The sequence below is a fragment of the Streptomyces sp. NPDC000878 genome, from assembly GCF_053599695.1.
Genome location: NZ_JBSFMT010000050.1, coordinates 1 through 19405, shown reverse-complemented (window position 1 = coordinate 19405; position 19405 = coordinate 1). Strand labels below are relative to the sequence as shown.

Sequence of the window (19405 nt, the reverse complement as noted above, 5' to 3'; positions counted from 1 at the left end):
TCCGATACCCCGAGTCCTGGACACCGTGGAGGAACCGTTGGCCACCTCCGACGAGTGGAGCCGAGTCGGATTCACCGGCAATCCGGTGACGGGGAATCCGGGCGTCGTCGAGAACATCACCAAGGAGCTGCGCGGCCTCAGCGATCTGGCCGGCCGGGTCGACAGCGGCCTCGACGCCCTGCTGACCAAGGCCGAGGACGGGGGCTTCGAGGGGCGGACCGCGGACGCCCTGCGCACCTACGTCAAGGACGAACTCAAGACGTTCATGGCGAACGTCAACCGCTCGTTCGACATGGCGGCCAACGCGACGGCCCGCTATGCGCGCGCCCTCGGGGACTCGCAGGACCGGGCCGAGAACGCCGCGGACACCGTCGCCGCGCTGGAGCGGGTCGGCGGCCGGCCGCTGCCCGAGAACGATCCGGAGCTGACCCGCGCCCGGGGCGAGGTGGACGCCGAGACCGACGCCGTCCAGGCCGAGGCGAAGATCCTGGAGGAGGCCCTGCGCGAGGCCGCCCGGCTGGTGTCGCGGCCCGTGAAGAAGCCGAAGAAGAGCTTCTGGAAGCGGTTCGTGTCGACGTTCTTCAAGGTCCTGGAGATCGTCGCGCTGGTCATCACCCTCGTCGCGGCCGTCATCGGCGGCCCGCTGGGCCTGGTGGCCTTCGGGCTCGGCGCGGTGCTCTTCGCCAAGGCCCTCGTCGACTACGCCACGGGCAACGGCAACGCCCTCAGCCTGGGCCTCGCCTTCCTCGGCATCCTGTTCCCCTCGACGAAGGGGCTCACCACCCTCGGCGGACTGGCCCGTATGGCCTCTGCGGGTACGAAGGCCCTGGGCGGCGCCCTCTCCGCGAGCGGGCGGCTGCTGTTCCGGGGCGGCAGAATGCTGTTCTCCTCCCCCGGCCGACTCCTGTCGCTGGCCGGACAGGGCCTCGTGCGGTTCGGCGGCGGGCTCGGCAGCCGGGCCGCGGGCGGGTTCATGGCGCTGCCCCGGGTCCTGTCCAGGACGCCCGCGATGCTGGGGTCGGCCCTGCGCTTCATGGGCGGATTCGCCCGGAGCACCTTCCGGCAGGGCTGGTCCACTCTGTCCCGCGACTTCGTCGAGTCGACCGCGTTCGTCGGCGGCAACACGGCCGGGCGGCTCGGCGTCTTCACGGTTCTGAGCCTGGGCCGGCTCACGATGACGGCGCTGCTGCCCATGAGGTACTCGGAGATCGCCCGGTTCGGCTACCGGGGCGCCTTCCGTATGGGGTTCGTCGATCGCGGCCTGCACTTCGCCCCGCGGACCGTCGGTACGCTCGGCAGGACGGGCTCCCTGGCCGGGGACCTCACGGACCTGACGGGCCGCAACCTCGACCGCGGCGGAAGTCTGCGCCCGGTGACCGGCACGGACACCGACAGGCTCGCCGTGCCCGGGACTCCGGAGTTCAACGACACCCTCGACGAGCTGGCCGAGATCTCGGTGACGCCGGTGACGACTCCCCGTATCCCCGGATTCAGCTCCCTGACCGGCTCGGGCACCCCCCGGATGCCGGGCCGCCTCGACGACATGGGCGGCCGGCTGACCACCCTGGACACCCTCGACACGGTGGGGCTGCCGGTCGGCACGTTCCCCGGCGGACAGCGGCTCGGCGTGCTGAACCCCGTGACCGGCCGGGTGGGCGACGATCTGATGCCCCCTCGGCTGCGCACCACGCTCACCCTGTTCGACCAGGTGGACGAGTTCGGCGTCCCCCTCACCCCCGGCTCGCCCACCACCCTGCTGCCGCCCCGCAACACGGTCGACGAGCTGCGGGACCTCGACGAACTGACGGGCATGGAGCGCACCGGGGCCGGGCTGCTAAAACCCCTCGACGAGCTGTCGGACCTGGCGGAGCTGAGCCTCGACGGCAGGCTCGGCGGTCTGACCGAGTTCCAGGTGAGCAAGATCCTGGACGGCGAGATCGACCTGGTGAACGTCGCTCCGGACGGAGTCGTCCTGCGTATCGGGAAGACCGATCCGGTGGACGTCCGGGTGCGGTTGAAGGACGGGGTGAAGGTCGACGTCCTCGGACCGTCCGACCCCCGCGTCCCGACCTGGAACACGACGACCGGCGCCGACCGCCTGGACGAGCTCGGGATCAAGCTCGACGACCTCACCAGGCTGATCCCCGACACCACCGACGGCTCCCGCGCCGCACGTGATCTGCTCGGCCTGGGGCCGGCCCGGACGGACCTCACCACCCCGGTCGCCAAGAGCCCCGCCTTCACCCCGCTGACCCTGCGGGACATCGTCACCGGCGGAGCGACCGGCAAGCTCGCCACGGAACGCTTCCAGGCCTGGGTGCGCACCCAGGCCACCCAGCTCCAGCTGGACACCGCCGGGCGCAGGCTCGGCGAACTCGACGAGCTGACCGACCTGCCGCCGCTGAGCCGCGCCCGGGCCGAGCTGGATCTGAGCGCCGCGCGACTCGACCTCGACCGGTCCCGGATCGCGTTCGACCGGCTGGGGATGAACCTGGACATCGTCAACCGGGACATCACGGTGATGATGACCCGCGTGGACGGACCGGCGGGTGCGCTGCCCACCGGGGAACTGCGGCTCCTTGACGACCTGGGGCGGCCCACCGGTCAGTGGATCACCATGGAGCCCGGGCCGACCGTCACCTGGGTGCTCAGGTCGGACGCCGGGATCGTCCCCGACGTCAAGGTGCGGATGGCCGACGGCGTCTTCACGGTCACCACGCCCGAGGGTGTCGTCACCCGGTTCGGCGCCGACGGCCGTCCGACGGTCCTCGGCGATCCCGGATCGGTCACGCTTCCCCGGCTGCCCGGGACGGGCATGGACGAGGTGGTGCTGCCCGCGCCGCGCCGACCGGACCGGCTGGCCTTCGCCGCCGACCGCACCATCGACATCCAGACCATCACGCCGGCGCCGGTGTGGCGCGCGACCGACGAGACGCTGTGGCGCATCGGCGGCAAGCGCCCCCTCGACCAGATCTTCAGCGAGGGGTTCACCGTCCGCGACCCCCTGGAGACCAGCCTGGACGTCATGGTCAGGACCGGTCAGCCGTCGGCGTTCGTGAGCACCACGACCGACAGGAACCTCATCTGGGACGGCATCTTCAAGTTCGAGATCGAGGCATCCGGCGGCATCGACGTCGGCCGGACCTTCGAACGCTCCATGGGCACGGACGCCTGGCGGACGTCGGGCTGGGCGACGGAGAGCGAGATCGCCTTCCCCGGCGGTATCGCCTCGGAGTTCATCCGTGGCGCCTACCGGATGGACGGCCGGCACAACCTCCTCGAATGGATCCCCAACCCCAACTTCCGGGGCGACAACCCCCTCCCCGAGCTGGCGGTGGGTCTGAAGGGCGCCGGGGAAGGCACCTCGGGGATCAGCGCGCTGGACTTCCAGGGGCTGTCCCTCGACGACCAGCTGCGCATGCTGGACCAGCTCGATCTGGGCGAGGCCAGGGCCTTCGACGACATCGGCTCCCCGAACGGGAGCAACGCCCTGGACGAGGTCGGAAGCCAGTCGGACGATCTCGGGTATCTCTCGGACGAGTTCCACTTCGACCGCTTCGACGCGCCCGCGCCCCGGGCCGAGGCCGTGCTGGTGGACCCGCGGGAGTTCGCCGGCGTGACCGGCTTCCGGACGGAATGGCAGCGCACCCCGCTGGACGAGGGCGGGTCCATGTTCACCGGCCAGGCCGGGGACATCCGGCTGGTGTTCGACGCCGGCGAGGTCCTCCGGTTCAGTGATGTGCGGATCCCGATCGGCGACGGCTTCGTCCGCTTCGACGCCGATGCCGGGCCGGGCTCCCTGCCCCGGATCGTCGGGCAGGACGGAGTGCCGCTGCCCGGCGGTGCGACGATCGAGCCGGTCAGGGGCGCACTGGGCGTGGTCACCGGTGTACGGGTGCAGTCCCCGGACGGCGCCTGGATCGGCCGGTTCGACCTGGACGGTACGCGGCTGTCCGAGCAGCTGACCCTGTCCGGCCCCGTCGGCGGGCCACTGACCGGCTCCCGGCTGATCACGAAGTTCACCCAACTGCCGGGCGGCGCGCAGTCGGCGACATTCCGGCTGACCGTGCCGGGGCTGGGCGACGGCGCCTTCGATGTCGTACGACTGGACGGGGATCTGGCCCAGCGGCTGCCCGGCGGGTTCTCGGTGACCGACACGGCGACCGGGGGGCGGTTCGTCCTCGACCGGGGCGGACGGTTCGTGGACCTTCCGGCGGAGGGGGCGACGCCGATACGCCTGGACGTGTCCGGGTCGACGGTGCCGGACACGAGCGCGGGCCCGCTGACGACGCTCGACGACCTCGCCAGACTCGGTGACCTCGGTGAACTGGGCACGGTGAACCGCCTCGCGCTGCCGGATCTGCCGCGTACGAACCTGATGCCGGAGCCCTCGGGTCTCGACGCCCGGTTCGGGGCGACCGTGACCGACGGCACCCCGACGCCGGTGAATCCGGCCCGCTTCGACGGCATGCCCCTGTCCGGGGCGGACGAGCTGACGGATCTGCGGCTGAGGGTCACGGAATTCCCGGCGACCGATCTGGCGCCCGCGTCGTTCCGGATCGACGTGATGGACTTCGGTGCCCCGGGTGGTCCGGTGCGGCTGGATAACGTGACGGTGACCTTCCGCGAGGGCGGTGGGCTGAGCATCACGGGCCCGCAGGGCGGCGTGCGCTGGCAGTTCGACGGGCTCGGGCAGCTGGAGTACCGGGATCTGCCGCTGACCGGCACCGACTCGGCGCTGCGCTTCACCGACGACGCCGTGGACCCGATGCCGAGGGTGGTCGGCCCGGACGGTGTGCCCGTCCAGGGTGCGACGCTCACGCCGGTCCGGGACACGGCCGGCGCGCTGAGCGAGCTGACCGTGCGGGTGCCCGTGCCGGACACGGACGGGCTCACGGCGGTGTGGCGGTTCGAACCCGGCGGCACCCTGCGCCAACAGGAGCTGCCGCTCACGCTGCCGGGCATCGACGGCCCGGCCGGCCTGGGCGTCAAGGTGACGATCACCCCCGGACCGGGCGGCACCATGACCAGGGTCCTCGAACTGACCGGGCCGTCGAACCTCACCGGTTCCTTCCGGCTGGGCGCGATGGACGGCTCCCTCGCCGGGCGGCTGCCGAACGGCTTCACGGTCACCGACACCGTCACCGGCGCCCGCTTCCACTTCGACGCCGACGGCCGCCTCGCGATACGGGACATCCCCGCCCGGGACGGCTCCGGCGTCCTCCGCTTCACCGAGGACGCCGCGCCCGGCACCCCGCCGGTCCGGCTCGACGAACTCGGCGATCTCGGCGACTTCGCCGGTGACCTGGGCGACGTGGCGCGGATCTTCGACCGTACGCTCGACGAGGCGGGCGGCGTGCGAGGCCCCCTCGACGACCTCAACCGCCTGACGGGTCCGGACGCGCCGCGCACCCACGCGCTCCCGGCCCTGGACGATTTCGCCCCGGGGGAACGTGAGCTCTTCGACGACCTCTGGAACAGCGTCGTCCAGGACGTACGGACTCTGACCCCGGAGGAACTGAACCGCGTCTGGGGTCCCGACTCGCCGCGCACCGACACGCTCTCGGACCTCAGCGACCTGTCGGACACCGAACTGGCGGACCTCCAGGCGCGCCTCGACAACATCAGGCGGATGGACGACGGGCCCCTGGGCGCGGACGAACCGCTTCGCGTCCCTCTGTCCGGTGTGGACGAACTGGCGGACCTCGACCTGCGGGTGACCCGCCTCCCGGCGACCGACGAGGCACCGCAGGGCTCGTACCGGCTCGACCTGACCGACCGCACGCCCGGCGGGACCGGACCGGTGCGCGCATCGGACTTCACGGTCGAACTGCTCGACGACAGCGGCAGGTTCGCCGTCATCGACCCGACCGGTACCACCCGGTTCACGCTCGGGCCGGACGGCCGTTTCCTCGGGCGGGAGACCCTTCTCACCATCGACGGACTGCCGGAGGGCATACGGCTCAATGCGACGGTCGTTCCCGGAGCGGACGGCACCGGGCGGATCGTGATCGATCTGCTGGTCCCCTCCGGTGCCGCCGGCTCCGTCCGGTTCACCCCGACGACCGGCCCGCTCGCCGCACGCCTGCCCAGCGGCGTCACCATCACCGACACCGTCACCGGCTCACGCTTCCACTTCGACCACACCGGCCGCCTCGCCTTCCGCGACCTGCCCGACCCGGACGGCTCCGGCTTCCTCCGCTTCACCGAGGGCGCCGGGCCCGACACACCGCCCGTCCGGCTCGACGAACTCGGCGATCTCGGCGACTTCGGCGGCGACCTGGGCGAACGCTTCCCACTCGACTCCATCCCGGAGAACGACGTCCTGGACGACGCCCTGGACACCATCGACCTCGCCCACGTGTTCGACCGTACGCTCGACGAGGCCTCGGGCATCCGCACGGTGCCCGACGGCGCACAGGTCGACCTGTCGGGCGTCGCGGGAGCCATGGACTTTCTGCGGGTCGCACCCGACTCCCACGCGGTCCAGGCGCTCGACCTGACCGGCCTCCAGCGCCTCGCCGACGACGCGACCGCCTCGCTCGACCGGTTCGGCCTGCGCCCGGAGCTGCTGAACGACCAGCTGCGGCAGATGACGGGCCAGGCCCGGCAGACGCTGCGGCAGCACGCCGTGACCATCCTCGGCGACTATCTCGACCTGCCGTTGGCGACCCGTCTCGACGACCTCCAGTCTGTGGCCCAGGGCGCCGGCGGCCGTGTCTTCGGCGACTTCACCGTCACCCCGACACCGCACGGCGGCCCCGGCGGCAGCCGCTACACCGTCCACCACAACCCGTCGGACATCACGCTGGGCTTCGGCCCGAACCGCGAACTCCGCTACCAGGAGGTGTTCCTCCGCGGCGGCCCGGAAGACCTGGACGGGCTGAAGACCGGCGTCACCGGCCGTTCGGCCGACGGCGGGCCGTGGACCCCCGACTCGCTCGACTTCGTGGGCACCCGCACGGCCGACGGCTTCACCCTCACCCCCGGCACCGAACCGCGCGGCGGTCTCACCCTCACCGACGCGGCGGGCACGACCAGTTGGCACTACGGCCCCGAAGGCGTGCACACCCTGACGGACGTGAAGCTGCCCGGCGACCGGGGCGTCCTCCGCTTCGACGCCGACGCCCCCGGCGGCGTACCGCGGGTGCTGGACTCGGCGGGCCATCAACTTCCCGGGACGCGTGTCGAGTTGCTGGACGACGGCCGGATCGCGCTGGTCCCCACCGGAAAGGGCGCCCACCCGCTGGAGCGGACGGTGTTCGACCCTGCGGGCACACTGCTGGAGGAGACCATCGCGGTCCGTGGCAAGGGCGGCACCCTCACCGGGGACTTCTGGAAGATCGACCACGTCTCCGGCACGGCCGTGCGCACCGACGCCGCCGGCACCCCGTTCACCGGCCGCTTCGCCACCGCCCCCGTGGAGCGGTCCGGCACCGGCCAGTTCAGGCTGACCGGGGCCGACCCGGGCAAGGTCGCCCTCTTCGAACGCGAGACCCTGAAGAACGGCAACGTCCTGCACCTCTCCCGGGACCGCTTCGGACAGGCCCGCTGGACGGAGTTCGACGCGGCCGGGAACATCTCCCGGCACGGCCGGCGCATCGGGGACGCCGACATGCGCACCTTCCACGACGTGCCCTCGGGCTCCTGGCGCCGACTGCTCGACAACGCCGGTGACGTGCGGACCTACACCAAGGGCAGTGACGGCGGCCTCGTCCGCGCCGAGAAGGGCCCCGGCGGCGAGTGGTCGTGGCAGCGCTTCGGGAAGGACGGCACCGAGTCGCTCTCCGGCACCCGGCAGTGGACCTGGGACCACGTCGGCTTCAAGGACACCTTCCTCGACCCGGCCACCGGCCTGGAGACGGTCGCCCAGCGGCGCGGCATGACCTGGCCGTTCGGCGGCGAGCACGGTTCCCGGATGTACCAGGAGTTCTCGGTGGTGCCGGGGCACGCGCCCGCCGGCGGCCGGATCGACGCGGGCGGGTACACCGGGCACGGCCTGGCGAACGCCCAGATCCAGAGCCTGGAGACGCTGGCGGACGGCGGCAGCCTGCTGGTGAAGAGGTTCGCCGAGATGCGCCCGCCCGCGTTCCTCTGGAAGAGCGCGGCCGGCCGCAGCCCGTTCGACGGCTTCTTCCGCGACCTGTTCGCCGGGGACTCCCTGCACCGGGTCAGCCACTGGACCCAGACCGCCGCCGACGGCACCCGGCTCACCGGCGTCCGGCTCAACCCGACCGGCCCCAACTGGATCGACATCGACCAGTACGGCCGCGTCGTGCGCGAGACCCGCAAGCTCGACAACGGCAACACCATCGAGATCGGCCGCAGCCTGGACGACCCCACCCGCTGGGCACCCGCCCCGGAGTACCGCAAGGGCGGCTCGTACGAACTGTCCTGGCGGGACACCACGAGCGGCACCTCCGGCACCCGGCACGTCGACGGCAACGGCCGCTGGCGGGACCTCTTCACCGACGAGAACGGCGTCGAGCGCGTCCGGCTGCGCAGCGAGGGCCGCAACACCCGCGAGTACCTGTTCGAGGCGCCCTCCACCCGGGACCTCGCGGCCGACGACAGGGCGGGCACCTGGGTCGACAAGAACTCCCTGCTGCACGTCACCGGCCGCCGCGACCTGATCGACGGCCGGATCGTCGAGTCGTCCGGCAGCCCGTACCGCACCTCCTGGACCTGGCGGGCCTTCTCCTCCGACGATCCGGCCACCGCGGTCGCCGAGGGCGTCCGCAAGCAGAACCGCGGCTCGTTCTACACGAAGACCTGGGACGACTCGTTCATCGACCTGGACCGGCTCGGCAACCCGGTGCGCGAGCGCAACGCCACGGACACCGGCAGTTCCTGGGTCGACGCGTTGAAGCAGCCCGACGGCACCTGGAAGTGGACGAAGACCGCCGCCGACGGCACGGTCCACTCCGAGGGCACGCGCGTGTACGACGACATCGCGGGCGGCGGGCGCTGGCGTGACCTCGTCGACGGCCAGGTGGTCCGGCAGCGGGAGTCCGGTGGCCGGGTCCGCGAGTTCGACTACAAGATCCTCACTCCGGAGCGCCCCGCCACCCTGCCGACCACCGGCTCGCTGCGCGATCTGCTCGCCCACTCCGCCCGTCAGTTCGAGCCACCGAGCACGGTCCAGGTGAACACGCAGGTCTGGAAGGAGTACGACCTCGGCAAGGTGTTCCGCGAGCGGGTCGCCGCGGACGGCACACCCGGCCGGTTCCGCGAGGTCGACAAGCAGTGGGGCCAGTGGCGGGAGTTCCAGGACGGCCACCTGGTGGAGCAGCGCACCTTCACCGGGCGGGTCTGGAAGACCGACGCGTTCGGCCGGCTCAGCACCTCCGGCCCGGCCTTCATACCCGAGTACCTGGCCGGGGCCCTGCCCCGCATCGGCGACGAGGTCGGTCTGGCGGGCGACACCGGCTGGCGGCTCATCGGCCGGGAGACCGACTTCCGGGGCGCGGAGATCGAGGCACTGGGTCTGCTGCGCCAGGTCCAGGACCCCTGGCACGGTGTGCTCACCGGGGTGAAGGACGGCATCTCGGCCGAGATGCCCGTGTGGCAGCGCGAACTGCGCGGCGCGCTCACCTCGTTCACCACCGGCTTCGTCACCGAGTTCACCGCGAGCCTCGCCATCACCGCCGCCACCACCGGCAACGGCGACATCACCCCGCTCGACGTCTACAAGGCGCTGCTGAACGGCGCGGTCGGCGGCACCTTCAGCAGCGGGCTCAACGTTCTCTACAACCGCACCGCGCTCGGCTACTTCAAGACCAGCATGGGCGCCCGCGACTGGGGCGGGCACCCCAAGCAGTCCATGGCCGGCAACACGGACGACTGGGCCACCGACTGGGCCGCCCAGGAGAAGCCGACCCGCTGGCGCAACGCCACCTACGCCAACACCGTGGGCATCGCCACCAGCGCGCTCAGCGGCTTCGTCAGCAACGCCATCAGCGCGTCGGTCTTCGGGGTCAACGGCCACGAGGTCAAGGGCGCGGACGCCCTGCTGGCCGGTCTGTGGGGCGCGGGCGCCTCCGCGTTCAGCGGTGTCACCACCGGTCTGGCGCGGAACGCCTTCCACCTCACCACCGGCGCCCGGGTCTTCCACAAGGGCGGCATCCCCGAACTGGGCGTGACCTGGGGCGAGGCCGCGCTGACCAAGTACATCAACTGGCTGATCGCCGAGCAGGACAAGAAGAACGGCGGCAACCTGCCCTCCCCCGGCCGCTCGTTCCCGACCGCGCCCACGACGACCACGTCCACCACCCCGACCGTCCCGTCCACCACGGCGCCGCAGCCACCGGCCGCCGTCACGGCCGACTCGCCCGCCTCGCCCATCGAGGGATCGGAGTTCCTGTGACCCCCACCGCCACCGTGCACCGGGTCGCCCCCAAGGGCCGCGGCACGCACCGCAGCATCGCCTCCGCCGTGCGCGCCGCCCGCGACGGCGACGAGATCAGGATCGCCCCGGGCGAGTACGTCGAACAACTGCTCCTCGACCGCGCGGTGAGCCTGCTGCCGGAGGACGGGCCGGAGCACGCCGTACGGGTGCTGGCCGCGTCCCCCGGGCGGCCCGTGCTGGAGGTCACCGCGTCCGGCGTACGGATCGAGGGCATCGCCCTGACCGGGCAGGACCCCGGGCAGCCCGCCGTGCTGGTCGGCGCCGGCGGCCTGGAACTGGACGCCTGCGCGATATCCGGCGGCCGGGTCGAGGCGGGCGGCGACGCGTCGCTCGCCCTGACGGACTGCCGGGTCCGGGGCGCGGAACTGGCCGCCGTGCACATCAACACCACCGGCTCGGCCCGGCTGACGAGGGTCCTGGTCGAGGACGTCGAGGGAACCGGTGTCGTCATCGGCTCCCGGGCGGCCGTCCAGGCCACGGAGCTGACGGTACGGCGCGTCACCGGGTCCGGTGTCCGTGTACGGGGCGGCGCCCATGCCGTCCTGCGCGACTGCCGGATCTCCGGTCCCGGCCGCAGCGGGCTGCTGGTGGAGGACGAGGCGGCCGTCGCCGCGCTGGACTGCCGGGTGGAGGAGACAGCCGCCGAGGGCGTACGGGTGCTGGGCAGCTCGCCCCGCCCCGAGGACCGGGAGAGCACGGACGGCGGGGTCCTGCTCGTCCGCTGCGAGGTCCTGCGTACCGGCACGGACGGAGTCGCCGTCTCCGGTACCGGGGACGTGCTGCTGCTGAACTGCCGTCTGCGGGACGGCTCGGGGCCCGGGGTGAGCGCGGACGGCGACAGCCGCGCCGAGCTGGTGGACTGCCAGGTCGACCGGGCCCACGGCTCGGGTCTGGTGGCCCAGGGCACCGCCCGGCTGACCGCCGAGGGCACGTCGGTGACCGGCAGCCGGGCGAACGGTCTGCTGGCGGGGGACCGTTCCGAGGTGCGGATGGCCACGAGCGACATGACGGAGTGCTCGTTCAGTGCGGTCCACGCCTGCGAGGACTCCCGGGTGACGCTCACCTCGTGCCGTATCGGATCGACGGCGGAGCACGGGATCCGGGCCACCGACCGCGCCGGGCTCACTGTCGAGGGCGGTCGCATCACGGACTGTGGACTGTCCGGAGTGCAGATCGACAGCGCGGCCGACGCACGGATGCGCGGCCTCTCCGTGGTGCGCGGCCGGGCCGGCATCACCACCGAGTCGACCGGCACGGTGGTCCTGGAGGAGTGCGACGTCGCGGACGCCGAGCGGGCCGGTATCTCCTGCGGCACCGGGACGACGCCGGTACTGCGGGACTGCCGGATCACCGGGACCGGCACCGCGGGCCTGGTGATCGGCGAACGCGCCGCCCCCAGCGTCGAGGGCTGCACGGTACGGGACGCGGCCGGCTCCGGTCTCGTGGTGGGCCCGCAGGCCGAACCCCGGGTCAGATCCGTCACGGTGGCCCGGACCGGCAAGAACAGCCTGTTCGTCGGCGAGAAGGCCCGCGGCACCTTCGAGGACTGTGTCTTCGCCGGGGCGGGCAGCGACGGCGCGGCCTTCCCGGCACTGCATGTGGCGGCCGGGGCCGCGCCCGTGCTGCGCGGCTGCCTGGTCCGCGACACCGAGGAGGACGTGGCGCTGGAGAAGGGCGCCCGCCCGGTGTTCGACGACTGCCTGTCGCGGGACGTGAGGAACCCGTCCCTGCCGACCGGCGCCGACCAGTCACTGGCGGCTGCCTCGGGCACGGGCACGGCGGGCTCCGGAACCACCGCGCGGGAGACCGAGGCACCCCCCGAGGACACCATCGAGGACCTGCTCGCCGAACTCGACGGACTGGCGGGCCTGGACCGCGTCAAGCAGGACGTCTCCTCGCTGGTGAAGCTGATGCGGATGGTGCGCCGCCGCGAGGAGATGGGCCTGGCCCCGCCCCCGCTCAGCCGCCACCTCGTCTTCACCGGGAACCCGGGCACCGGCAAGACCACCATCGCCCGGCTCTACGGCCGCATCCTGGCCGCCGTAGGCCTCCTGGAGCGCGGCCATCTCGTCGAGGCCGACCGCTCCGCCCTGGTCGGCGAGTACGTCGGCCACACCGGCCCGAAGACCACGCGGCTGTTCCAGCAGGCCCGGGGCGGGGTGCTGTTCATCGACGAGGCGTACTCCCTCACCCAGTACGCCGGGTCCAACGACTTCGGCCAGGAGGCGATCGCCACCCTGCTGAAGCTGATGGAGGACCACCGCGACGACGTGGTGGTCATCGTCGCCGGATACCTCAAGGAGATGGAGGTGTTCGTCCGCTCCAACCCCGGTCTGGCCTCACGCTTCAACCGCACCCTGCTCTTCGAGGACTACGGCAGCGCCGAACTCGTCAGCATCGTGGAGCACCAGGCCGCACAGCACCAGTACGAACTCGGGCCGGCCACCCGCGAGTCGCTCACCACGCGCTTCGACACGATGCCCCGGGAGCGCGGCTTCGGCAACGGCCGCACGGCACGCCAGCTGTTCCAGGCCATGACGGAACGCCAGGCGTACCGCGTCGCCGAGCTGCCGGACGCCTCGGAGTCCGACGTGATGACGCTCAGGCCCGAGGACATCCCGCGGACGCTGTGAGCCGGTCAGCCCTTCCCACGTCCCCTTGCCCCTGCAGAACGACCTCGTAAGGACCCACTCCATGCCGCACACGCCCGCTCGCCCGGACGACCGGGAAAGCGACCACAGGGAAGGCGAGTTCGCCGACCTGTTCGCCCGCAGGACACGCACTCCGCTCCGCGGCTTCCTGCCCGGCCGCCGGGTCTGGAACGCGGTCGGCGGCTCCGCGGTCGCGGTCCTGGTGATCGCCGGTTCCGCGACGGCCGTCGCCGCCATCGACTGGAGCGGCGGCTCCTCCGAGAAGGTGACCACGGCGGCGGACGAGCCCACGAAGGAGAAGTCCTCTTCCGGTGACACCGGGAAGGCGACGGTCGTCCCGTCGCCGAAGGTGCGGGACAGCGGCACCAGCGGCAAGCAGGACCCCGAGGTCGTCTACGTCCCCGTCTCCGGCGGAGCCGGCGGAGACGGGGCCCGGTCCGCGCCGGACTCCGACACGAATTCCGGCGCCACCGGCACCACGGGTACCGCCGAAGGAACCACCGGCAGCACCGGCACGACCGGCAGCCAGGAGAAGCAGAGCTCGACGACCGCGACCCAGAACACCGGGTCGCAGTCGACGACCGACTACCTGTGGGCCGACGGAAACGTGGACGCGGACTCCAACGACTACTGGGACCAGAGCTCCGTCACCGTCAAGTCCACCACCCCGCTCACCGAGCTCAAGGTCGTCGTACGCCTCGCCCAGACCGGCGGCGTGGCGCACACCGGTTTCTGGAGTTCCCTGGGGGACAAGGTGAACATGTCCCAGGCCGCCGACAGCAATCAGCTGGCGTACGTGGTGACGCTGAAGCCGGGCGTCACGCTCGGCGCCGGCACCTATGTCCTCCAGTTCCAGTACAACCACGACCAGGGCGGGCGCGACGCGGGCGGCGACCGCTACAACGTCACCACCACGTCCTCCGGCTCCGTCGACGCGTTCCGCGCCGGCGCCTTCTGACGACCGGCTGACGGCCTGCCGTCAGCCGGCCCATGGTGATCCGTGGAACTCCCCAGTGCCGATCAGGTTACATAGGGACATGAGTGACGCAGAAGCCATGCCCGACTGGGAGAAGCGGTTCCGAGCCCCGCGCGTCTCCCTCCCCGACTGGGCGGAAGACGCCCCCGACCGCTGCCTCTTCGTGTCCAACGCGACAGGCACGTACGAGCTGTACGCCTGGAACCGCGCGACAGGCGAGCAGCGCCAGGCGACGAACCGGCCCAACGGCACGACGGACGGCGTCCTGTCGCCCGACGGCGAGTGGATCTGGTGGTTCGACGACAAGGACGGCGACGAGTTCGGCGTCTGGCGCCGCCAGCCGTTCGGGGGTCGCGAGGCCGGAACCGAGGACGAGTTCGCGACTCCGGGTCTGGAGGCCTCGTACCCGGCAGGGCTGGCGCTCGCCCGGGACGGCCGTACCGCGGTCGTCGGCCGCTCGACCGACGAGGAGGGTACGACGATCCACCTGGCGGTGGCGGAGGCACCCCCCGTGGTGATCTACCGGCATCGCGAGTCGGCCGGCGTCGGCGACCTCTCCCACGACGGTTCGCTGATCGCGATCGAGCACACCGAGCACGGGGACGCGATGCACTCCGCGCTGCGCGTCCTGCGCCCGGACGGCACGACGGTCGCCGACCTCGACGACACCAAGGGCGGCGCGGAGGAACTGGGCCTGGAGGTGCTGGGCTTCGCACCCGTGGAGGGCGACGCGCGGCTCCTGGTTGGGCATCAGCGGCGGGGCCGCTGGGAGCCACTGGTGTGGGACGTGGCAACGGGGGAGGAGACGGACCTCGCCCTCGACCTGCCGGGCGATGTGAGCGCGGAGTGGTACCCGGACGGCTCCGGCCTGCTCATCGCGCACAGCTTCGAGGCCCGCAGCGAACTCTTCCGCTACGACCTGACCGACCGCGAACTGGTGAAGGTGGAGACCCCGCCCGGCTCGGTCTCCGGGGCGACGGCCCGCCCCGACGGCAGCGTGGAGTACCTGTGGTCGTCGGCGGCACAGCCGTCGTCGGTGCGCTCGACGACGGGCGCGGTGGTCCTGGACCCGCCCGGTCTGAAGTCGCCGGGTTCGGTACCGGTGGAGGACGTATGGGTGGAGGGCCCGGGAGGCCGTATCCACGCGTTGGTCCAGAAGCCGACGGGCGCGGAAGGCCCCCTCCCCACGGTCTTCGACATCCACGGCGGCCCCACCTGGCACGACAGCGACGCGTTCGCGGCGGGCCCGGCGGCCTGGGTCGACCACGGGTACGCGGTGGTGCGGGTCAACTACCGGGGCTCCACCGGGTACGGGCGTGAGTGGACGGACGCCCTCAAGCACCGGGTCGGTCTGATCGAGCTGGAGGACATCGCGGCGGTCCGGGAATGGGCGGTGACCTCGGGCCTCGCGGACCCCGAGCGGCTGATCCTGACCGGCGGTTCCTGGGGCGGCTACCTCACGCTGCTCGGGCTCGGCGTCCAGCCCGACGCATGGGCGCTGGGCCTCGCGGCGGTGCCGGTCGCGGACTACGTCACGGCGTACCACGACGAGATGGAGGCACTGAAGGCGATGGACCGCACCCTGCTGGGCGGTACGCCGGAGGAGGTCCCGGAACGCTTCGAGGCGTCGTCGCCCCTGACGTACGTCGACGCCGTGAAGGCACCGGTGTACATCTCGGCCGGCGTGAACGACCCCCGCTGCCCGATCCGCCAGATCGACAACTACGTGAAGCGGCTGGAGACCCGGGGCGCGGTCCACGAGGTGTACCGCTACGACGCGGGCCACGGCTCACTGGTCGTGGACGAACGGATCAAGCAGGTACGGCTGGAACTGGAGTTCGTGGAGCGGCACTTGGGGGCGTGAGCTTCCCACCCCGCCCACCCCGCCCACCCGTCCTTGCCCTGAGCCAGGCAGGGCGAGGACGGGCATCCTCGCGCTCAGAGTCGGCGGAACGTTCCAGTTTGATCATTCGTCGGGGGCGTCTGTCACGACCCGGAGCCCCAAGCCTCCGCGACCTTGTCTAGGCTCGCAGGGTGACTGAGACAGTTGTGCTGGACGTCGGAGAGACGATCACCCGGGACGACCGCTACTGGGCTTCCTGGGCCGAATGGCTGGCTGTCCCCCGCCACACCCTCTCCGCGCTCGTCGGCGCTGTCGTGGCACAGGGCCGCGACAATGCCGACGCCCTTCGTCTTGTGCGGCCGGACATCGACATCGACGCCGAATATCGGGCCCGCGAAGCTGCCGGTCGTGGTGAGCAGCTCGATGAGAGCGATCTCTACGGTGACGTCCGGTCTTCTCTGTCTGAGCTGCGAAGGCTGGGCGTGCGCGTCATCATCGCGGGCAACCAGACAGCTCGTGCAGGTGAGTTGCTGCGCGGCCTGGATCTTCCGTCGGACCTGATCGTGACGTCGGGGGAGTGGGGTGTCGCGAAGCCGCAGCGGGCATTCTTCGAGCGTGTTCTGGACGTGGCCCAGGCGGCACCGAGCGAGACCGTGTATGTGGGCGACCATCCCGCCAACGACGTCTTCCCGGCGAAGGCGGCCGGGCTGCGTGTCGCTCACATTCGTCGCGGCCCGTGGGGACATCTGTGGGCGAACGACCCGGATGTCGTCGCGACGGCGGACTGGCGGATCGACAACCTCACTCAGCTCACGGAGATCGTCGGCGACTGACAGTGAACCGGCCCCACCAGCCAGGATCTTAGGTTCCAGTGGGGCCGTTCGCGTCTTCACCGCGTCTCGGCACAGGTACGGTTCAGCGTGAAGCCCTGAACTGGAGCAACCATGGCTGCACCCACCGGCGGCGGGGTAGGAAAGCGGATCGCCTACTACCGCAGTGTCGTCCGTCCGAAGATGTCGCAGCAAGAACTCGCGGTTGCCGCCTGCGTGGCACTCGGCACCATCCGCAAGATCGAGCGTGGTGAGCGCGGTGTCAGCGACCCCACCCTCGAAGCCATCGCCGACGCCCTCGGTGTCGATCCCACTCTCCTCCTCGCCGACCGAGACACAGCTCGCACACGCGTCCACGATGCGCTGCCCGCGCTGTCTGCGGCGATCGCCACGTACGACCTTCCCGACGACGGCCCGGTCCGTCCTGTCCCTGAGCTGCGCGCCGCTGTCGCGGAAGCCGCCCGCTGGAGACTGGCAGCGCAGTACACCCGCATCGCCCGCGAGCTGCCTGAACTCCTCGGCGAGCTTGCCCGCGGCTATCACGCGGCTTCCGCCGTAGAGCGAGCCGAACTGGCTGGATTGCTGGTCAGGGCCTATCGCTCCGTGGATGCCGTGGCCTACAAGTTCGGTGCCCGCGACCTGTCGGCGCGCCTGATCGACCTCATGCGGTGGGCCGGGCCCGAGGCGGGCGATCCGCTTCTGTCCGCGTCCGTCGCCTACGTGCGTACCGAGACCTTCTTCGCCGCACGCGCACATGCTGCGGGACTGCGTGCCCTGGAACATGCCCTGGACTCCGCACCAGCCGCTCGTACGACGCCGGAGATCGCAGCACGCGGCGCACTGCACATGCGGGCCGCCGTCATTGCGGGCCGGGCACATGATGCCTCCGCCGCCGCCACTCACCTTGGTGAGGCTCGCTCACTTGCCGACCAAGTGCAGGAAGACGTGTACTGCGGCACTGCGTTCGGTCCCGAGTCCGTCCGCATCCACGAGGTGTCCGTCGCCGTCAGTCTGGGAAATGACCACGTTCACCGCGCCCTTGACATCGCAGGGGAGTGGAAGCCGCCCCAGGGACTTCCGGCTGAACGACGCTCCGGTTTCTACATCGAGCTTGCCCGGGCCCAGTTGTGGTCCGGGCTCGCGGATGATGCTTTCGAGTCGCTGAAGGTCGCGCGGCATATGGCCCCGCAGCACACGCGTGAACACCTGTGGGTCCGTGAGGACGCCGGAACGCTTCGTCGTCTGAAGCGTTCCGACTCGGAGAGCCTCACCAAGTTCGCCGAATGGTGCGCTGCCATCTGAGCGACCTCCCCCAACTACCCCTCACTGGGGTACTTGTGCCTCTTGTCGGCCCCCACCATCTGTCCCACGCGTAGGAACCAGCAGATGGGAATCGGGGATGCCCAACGCACTCCCGCTCGTGCCGATGGTCATCGACGAGCGCGTGAGCCTCGTTCGACTGCACGGTGAGGCCTGCTTCCACTGCGGGGCCGTCAACAAGACCCTGCGCACCGCCGGACACGTAGTGGTCCGTGGCAGCACCTGCGTGTGGCAGATCGTCACGTGCGGGTGCCGAGCGGCATGACCACGGCGTGACCTCCGTTGGGAGACGCCGACAGACCCCGGCGGTGCGCGAACACCCCGGGGCGCGGCCGACTACGAAGGAGTCGACGTGAACCTTGTACCACGATTGCTCGAACGGGCCAGAGCACTCCTGCTCGGGCCGCCTGAGCCCAGCCGCCCCACTCCTGACGCGGACCGGGAAGACGGCTCAGGCGTGACCGTGCGCGATCCATCGCCGGAGATGTGGGGAGCCATCCTCATCCACGCCCGACGTCGCAGGGCTCAGCGCCAAGGGTTGGTGTCGGCGCCCGCGCGGGACACCGAGCCGGGCGCAGCCATTCCGGGGCGCGCCTACGTCTTTCCACCGAATGGACAGGCGCGAGCGCTGGCCTTGTCGGCGCAGGAGGCTCGGTGACGATGACCGTGTACAAGCCGGATCTGGGCGACACCGTTGAAGACACCGGCACCAGGAAGGTCGGCAAGGTCATGGGCTTCGAGGGGCCGTACGTCCAGCTGCGGCCGGTCGGCGGGGGCCGGGAGTGGGACGCGCGGCCGGAGAACCTGCGGCCCGTCACCGCCGCCGACGCGCTGAGTTCGGCCGTCGCGGTGGCCAACTCCCGCTCACGGGGAGAGCAGTTGTGACCATGAACGTTCCTCTCCCCGTCGACATCGAGACGATGCGAACCAGCGCACGCCGCCTGTTCACGCCGGACGCCGAAGTGCCCTCCACGGAGGAAATGGAGGAACTGGAGACCCTGACGCTCACCCTGCGGGGCCACCTGGCGCTCATCATCCCTGAGGTGGAGCGGGTTGCCGCAGGGCGGGGCGATGACGACGACATGCCCCGCGTGTGCGCCCGGACGGCCGTCGCCGAGAGCCGCAGGAAGCTGAACATCGAGCCGCGCCCCGGCCCGAGTTCACACCTCGCGTACGCCCGCCGCCTCTCCCGCTCCCTCATCGCTCTGTGCGACCACTACGAGCAACTGAGCAGCCGAGCATCCGGGGCTCGGTCAGTGAGCGCCTCCTGCGGCTGCCCCTGCCACTCATGAGGCGGTGCTTTCTGAACCCAGCCCGTCCGGCGTTTGAGGACGAGGCCGTTCAGGCCGAAGCGGGGGCCCGGTCGGTGATCAGCAG

The 19405-nt window shown here is 71.5% G+C and carries 9 protein-coding genes; all 9 read left to right on the top strand.

The window, feature by feature from the left end; genetic code table 11:
- Positions 1 to 37 precede the first annotated feature (37 nt).
- The 9 genes from ACWDR4_RS33505 (at position 38) to ACWDR4_RS33465 (ending at position 19320) form a co-directional block, all read left to right on the top strand.
- A complete protein-coding gene (locus ACWDR4_RS33505) occupies positions 38 to 10366 on the top strand; it encodes a scabin-related ADP-ribosyltransferase (protein ID WP_450413941.1) in 10329 nt (3442 codons plus the stop codon).
- Positions 10363 to 13041 carry a right-handed parallel beta-helix repeat-containing protein gene (locus ACWDR4_RS33500; RefSeq protein ID WP_450413939.1) on the top strand — a complete coding sequence of 893 codons (2679 nt, stop codon included), beginning with the start codon at positions 10363 to 10365 and terminating at the stop codon, positions 13039 to 13041. The genes ACWDR4_RS33505 and ACWDR4_RS33500 overlap by 4 nt, the downstream gene beginning before the upstream one ends.
- 61 nt (positions 13042 to 13102) lie before the next feature.
- Positions 13103 to 14017 carry a hypothetical protein gene (locus ACWDR4_RS33495; RefSeq protein ID WP_450413937.1) on the top strand — a complete coding sequence of 305 codons (915 nt, stop codon included), beginning with the start codon at positions 13103 to 13105 and terminating at the stop codon, positions 14015 to 14017.
- A 79-nt stretch (positions 14018 to 14096) separates the two neighbouring features.
- Entirely contained in the window at positions 14097 to 15899 is a 1803-nt protein-coding gene (locus ACWDR4_RS33490; protein WP_450413935.1) for a prolyl oligopeptidase family serine peptidase, read from the top strand.
- Positions 15900 to 16084: 185 nt separating this feature from the next.
- Positions 16085 to 16711: an HAD family hydrolase gene (locus ACWDR4_RS33485; RefSeq protein ID WP_450413934.1), complete on the top strand. Its 627-nt coding sequence runs from the start codon at positions 16085 to 16087 to the stop codon at positions 16709 to 16711.
- Positions 16712 to 16822: 111 nt separating this feature from the next.
- Positions 16823 to 18010, top strand: coding sequence for a helix-turn-helix domain-containing protein (locus tag ACWDR4_RS33480; RefSeq protein WP_450413932.1), 1188 nt, complete (start codon positions 16823 to 16825; stop codon positions 18008 to 18010).
- Positions 18011 to 18107: 97 nt separating this feature from the next.
- On the top strand, positions 18108 to 18293 hold the full coding sequence (locus tag ACWDR4_RS33475) for a hypothetical protein (protein ID WP_450413931.1): 186 nt from the start codon (positions 18108 to 18110) through the stop codon (positions 18291 to 18293).
- Positions 18294 to 18688: 395 nt separating this feature from the next.
- Positions 18689 to 18913, top strand: coding sequence for a hypothetical protein (locus ACWDR4_RS33470; RefSeq protein ID WP_450414032.1), 225 nt, complete (start codon positions 18689 to 18691; stop codon positions 18911 to 18913).
- A 2-nt stretch (positions 18914 to 18915) separates the two neighbouring features.
- Positions 18916 to 19320, top strand: a complete 405-nt coding sequence (locus tag ACWDR4_RS33465; RefSeq protein ID WP_450413929.1) for a DUF6415 family natural product biosynthesis protein — start codon at positions 18916 to 18918, stop codon at positions 19318 to 19320.
- The last annotated feature ends 85 nt before the right edge of the window (positions 19321 to 19405 follow it).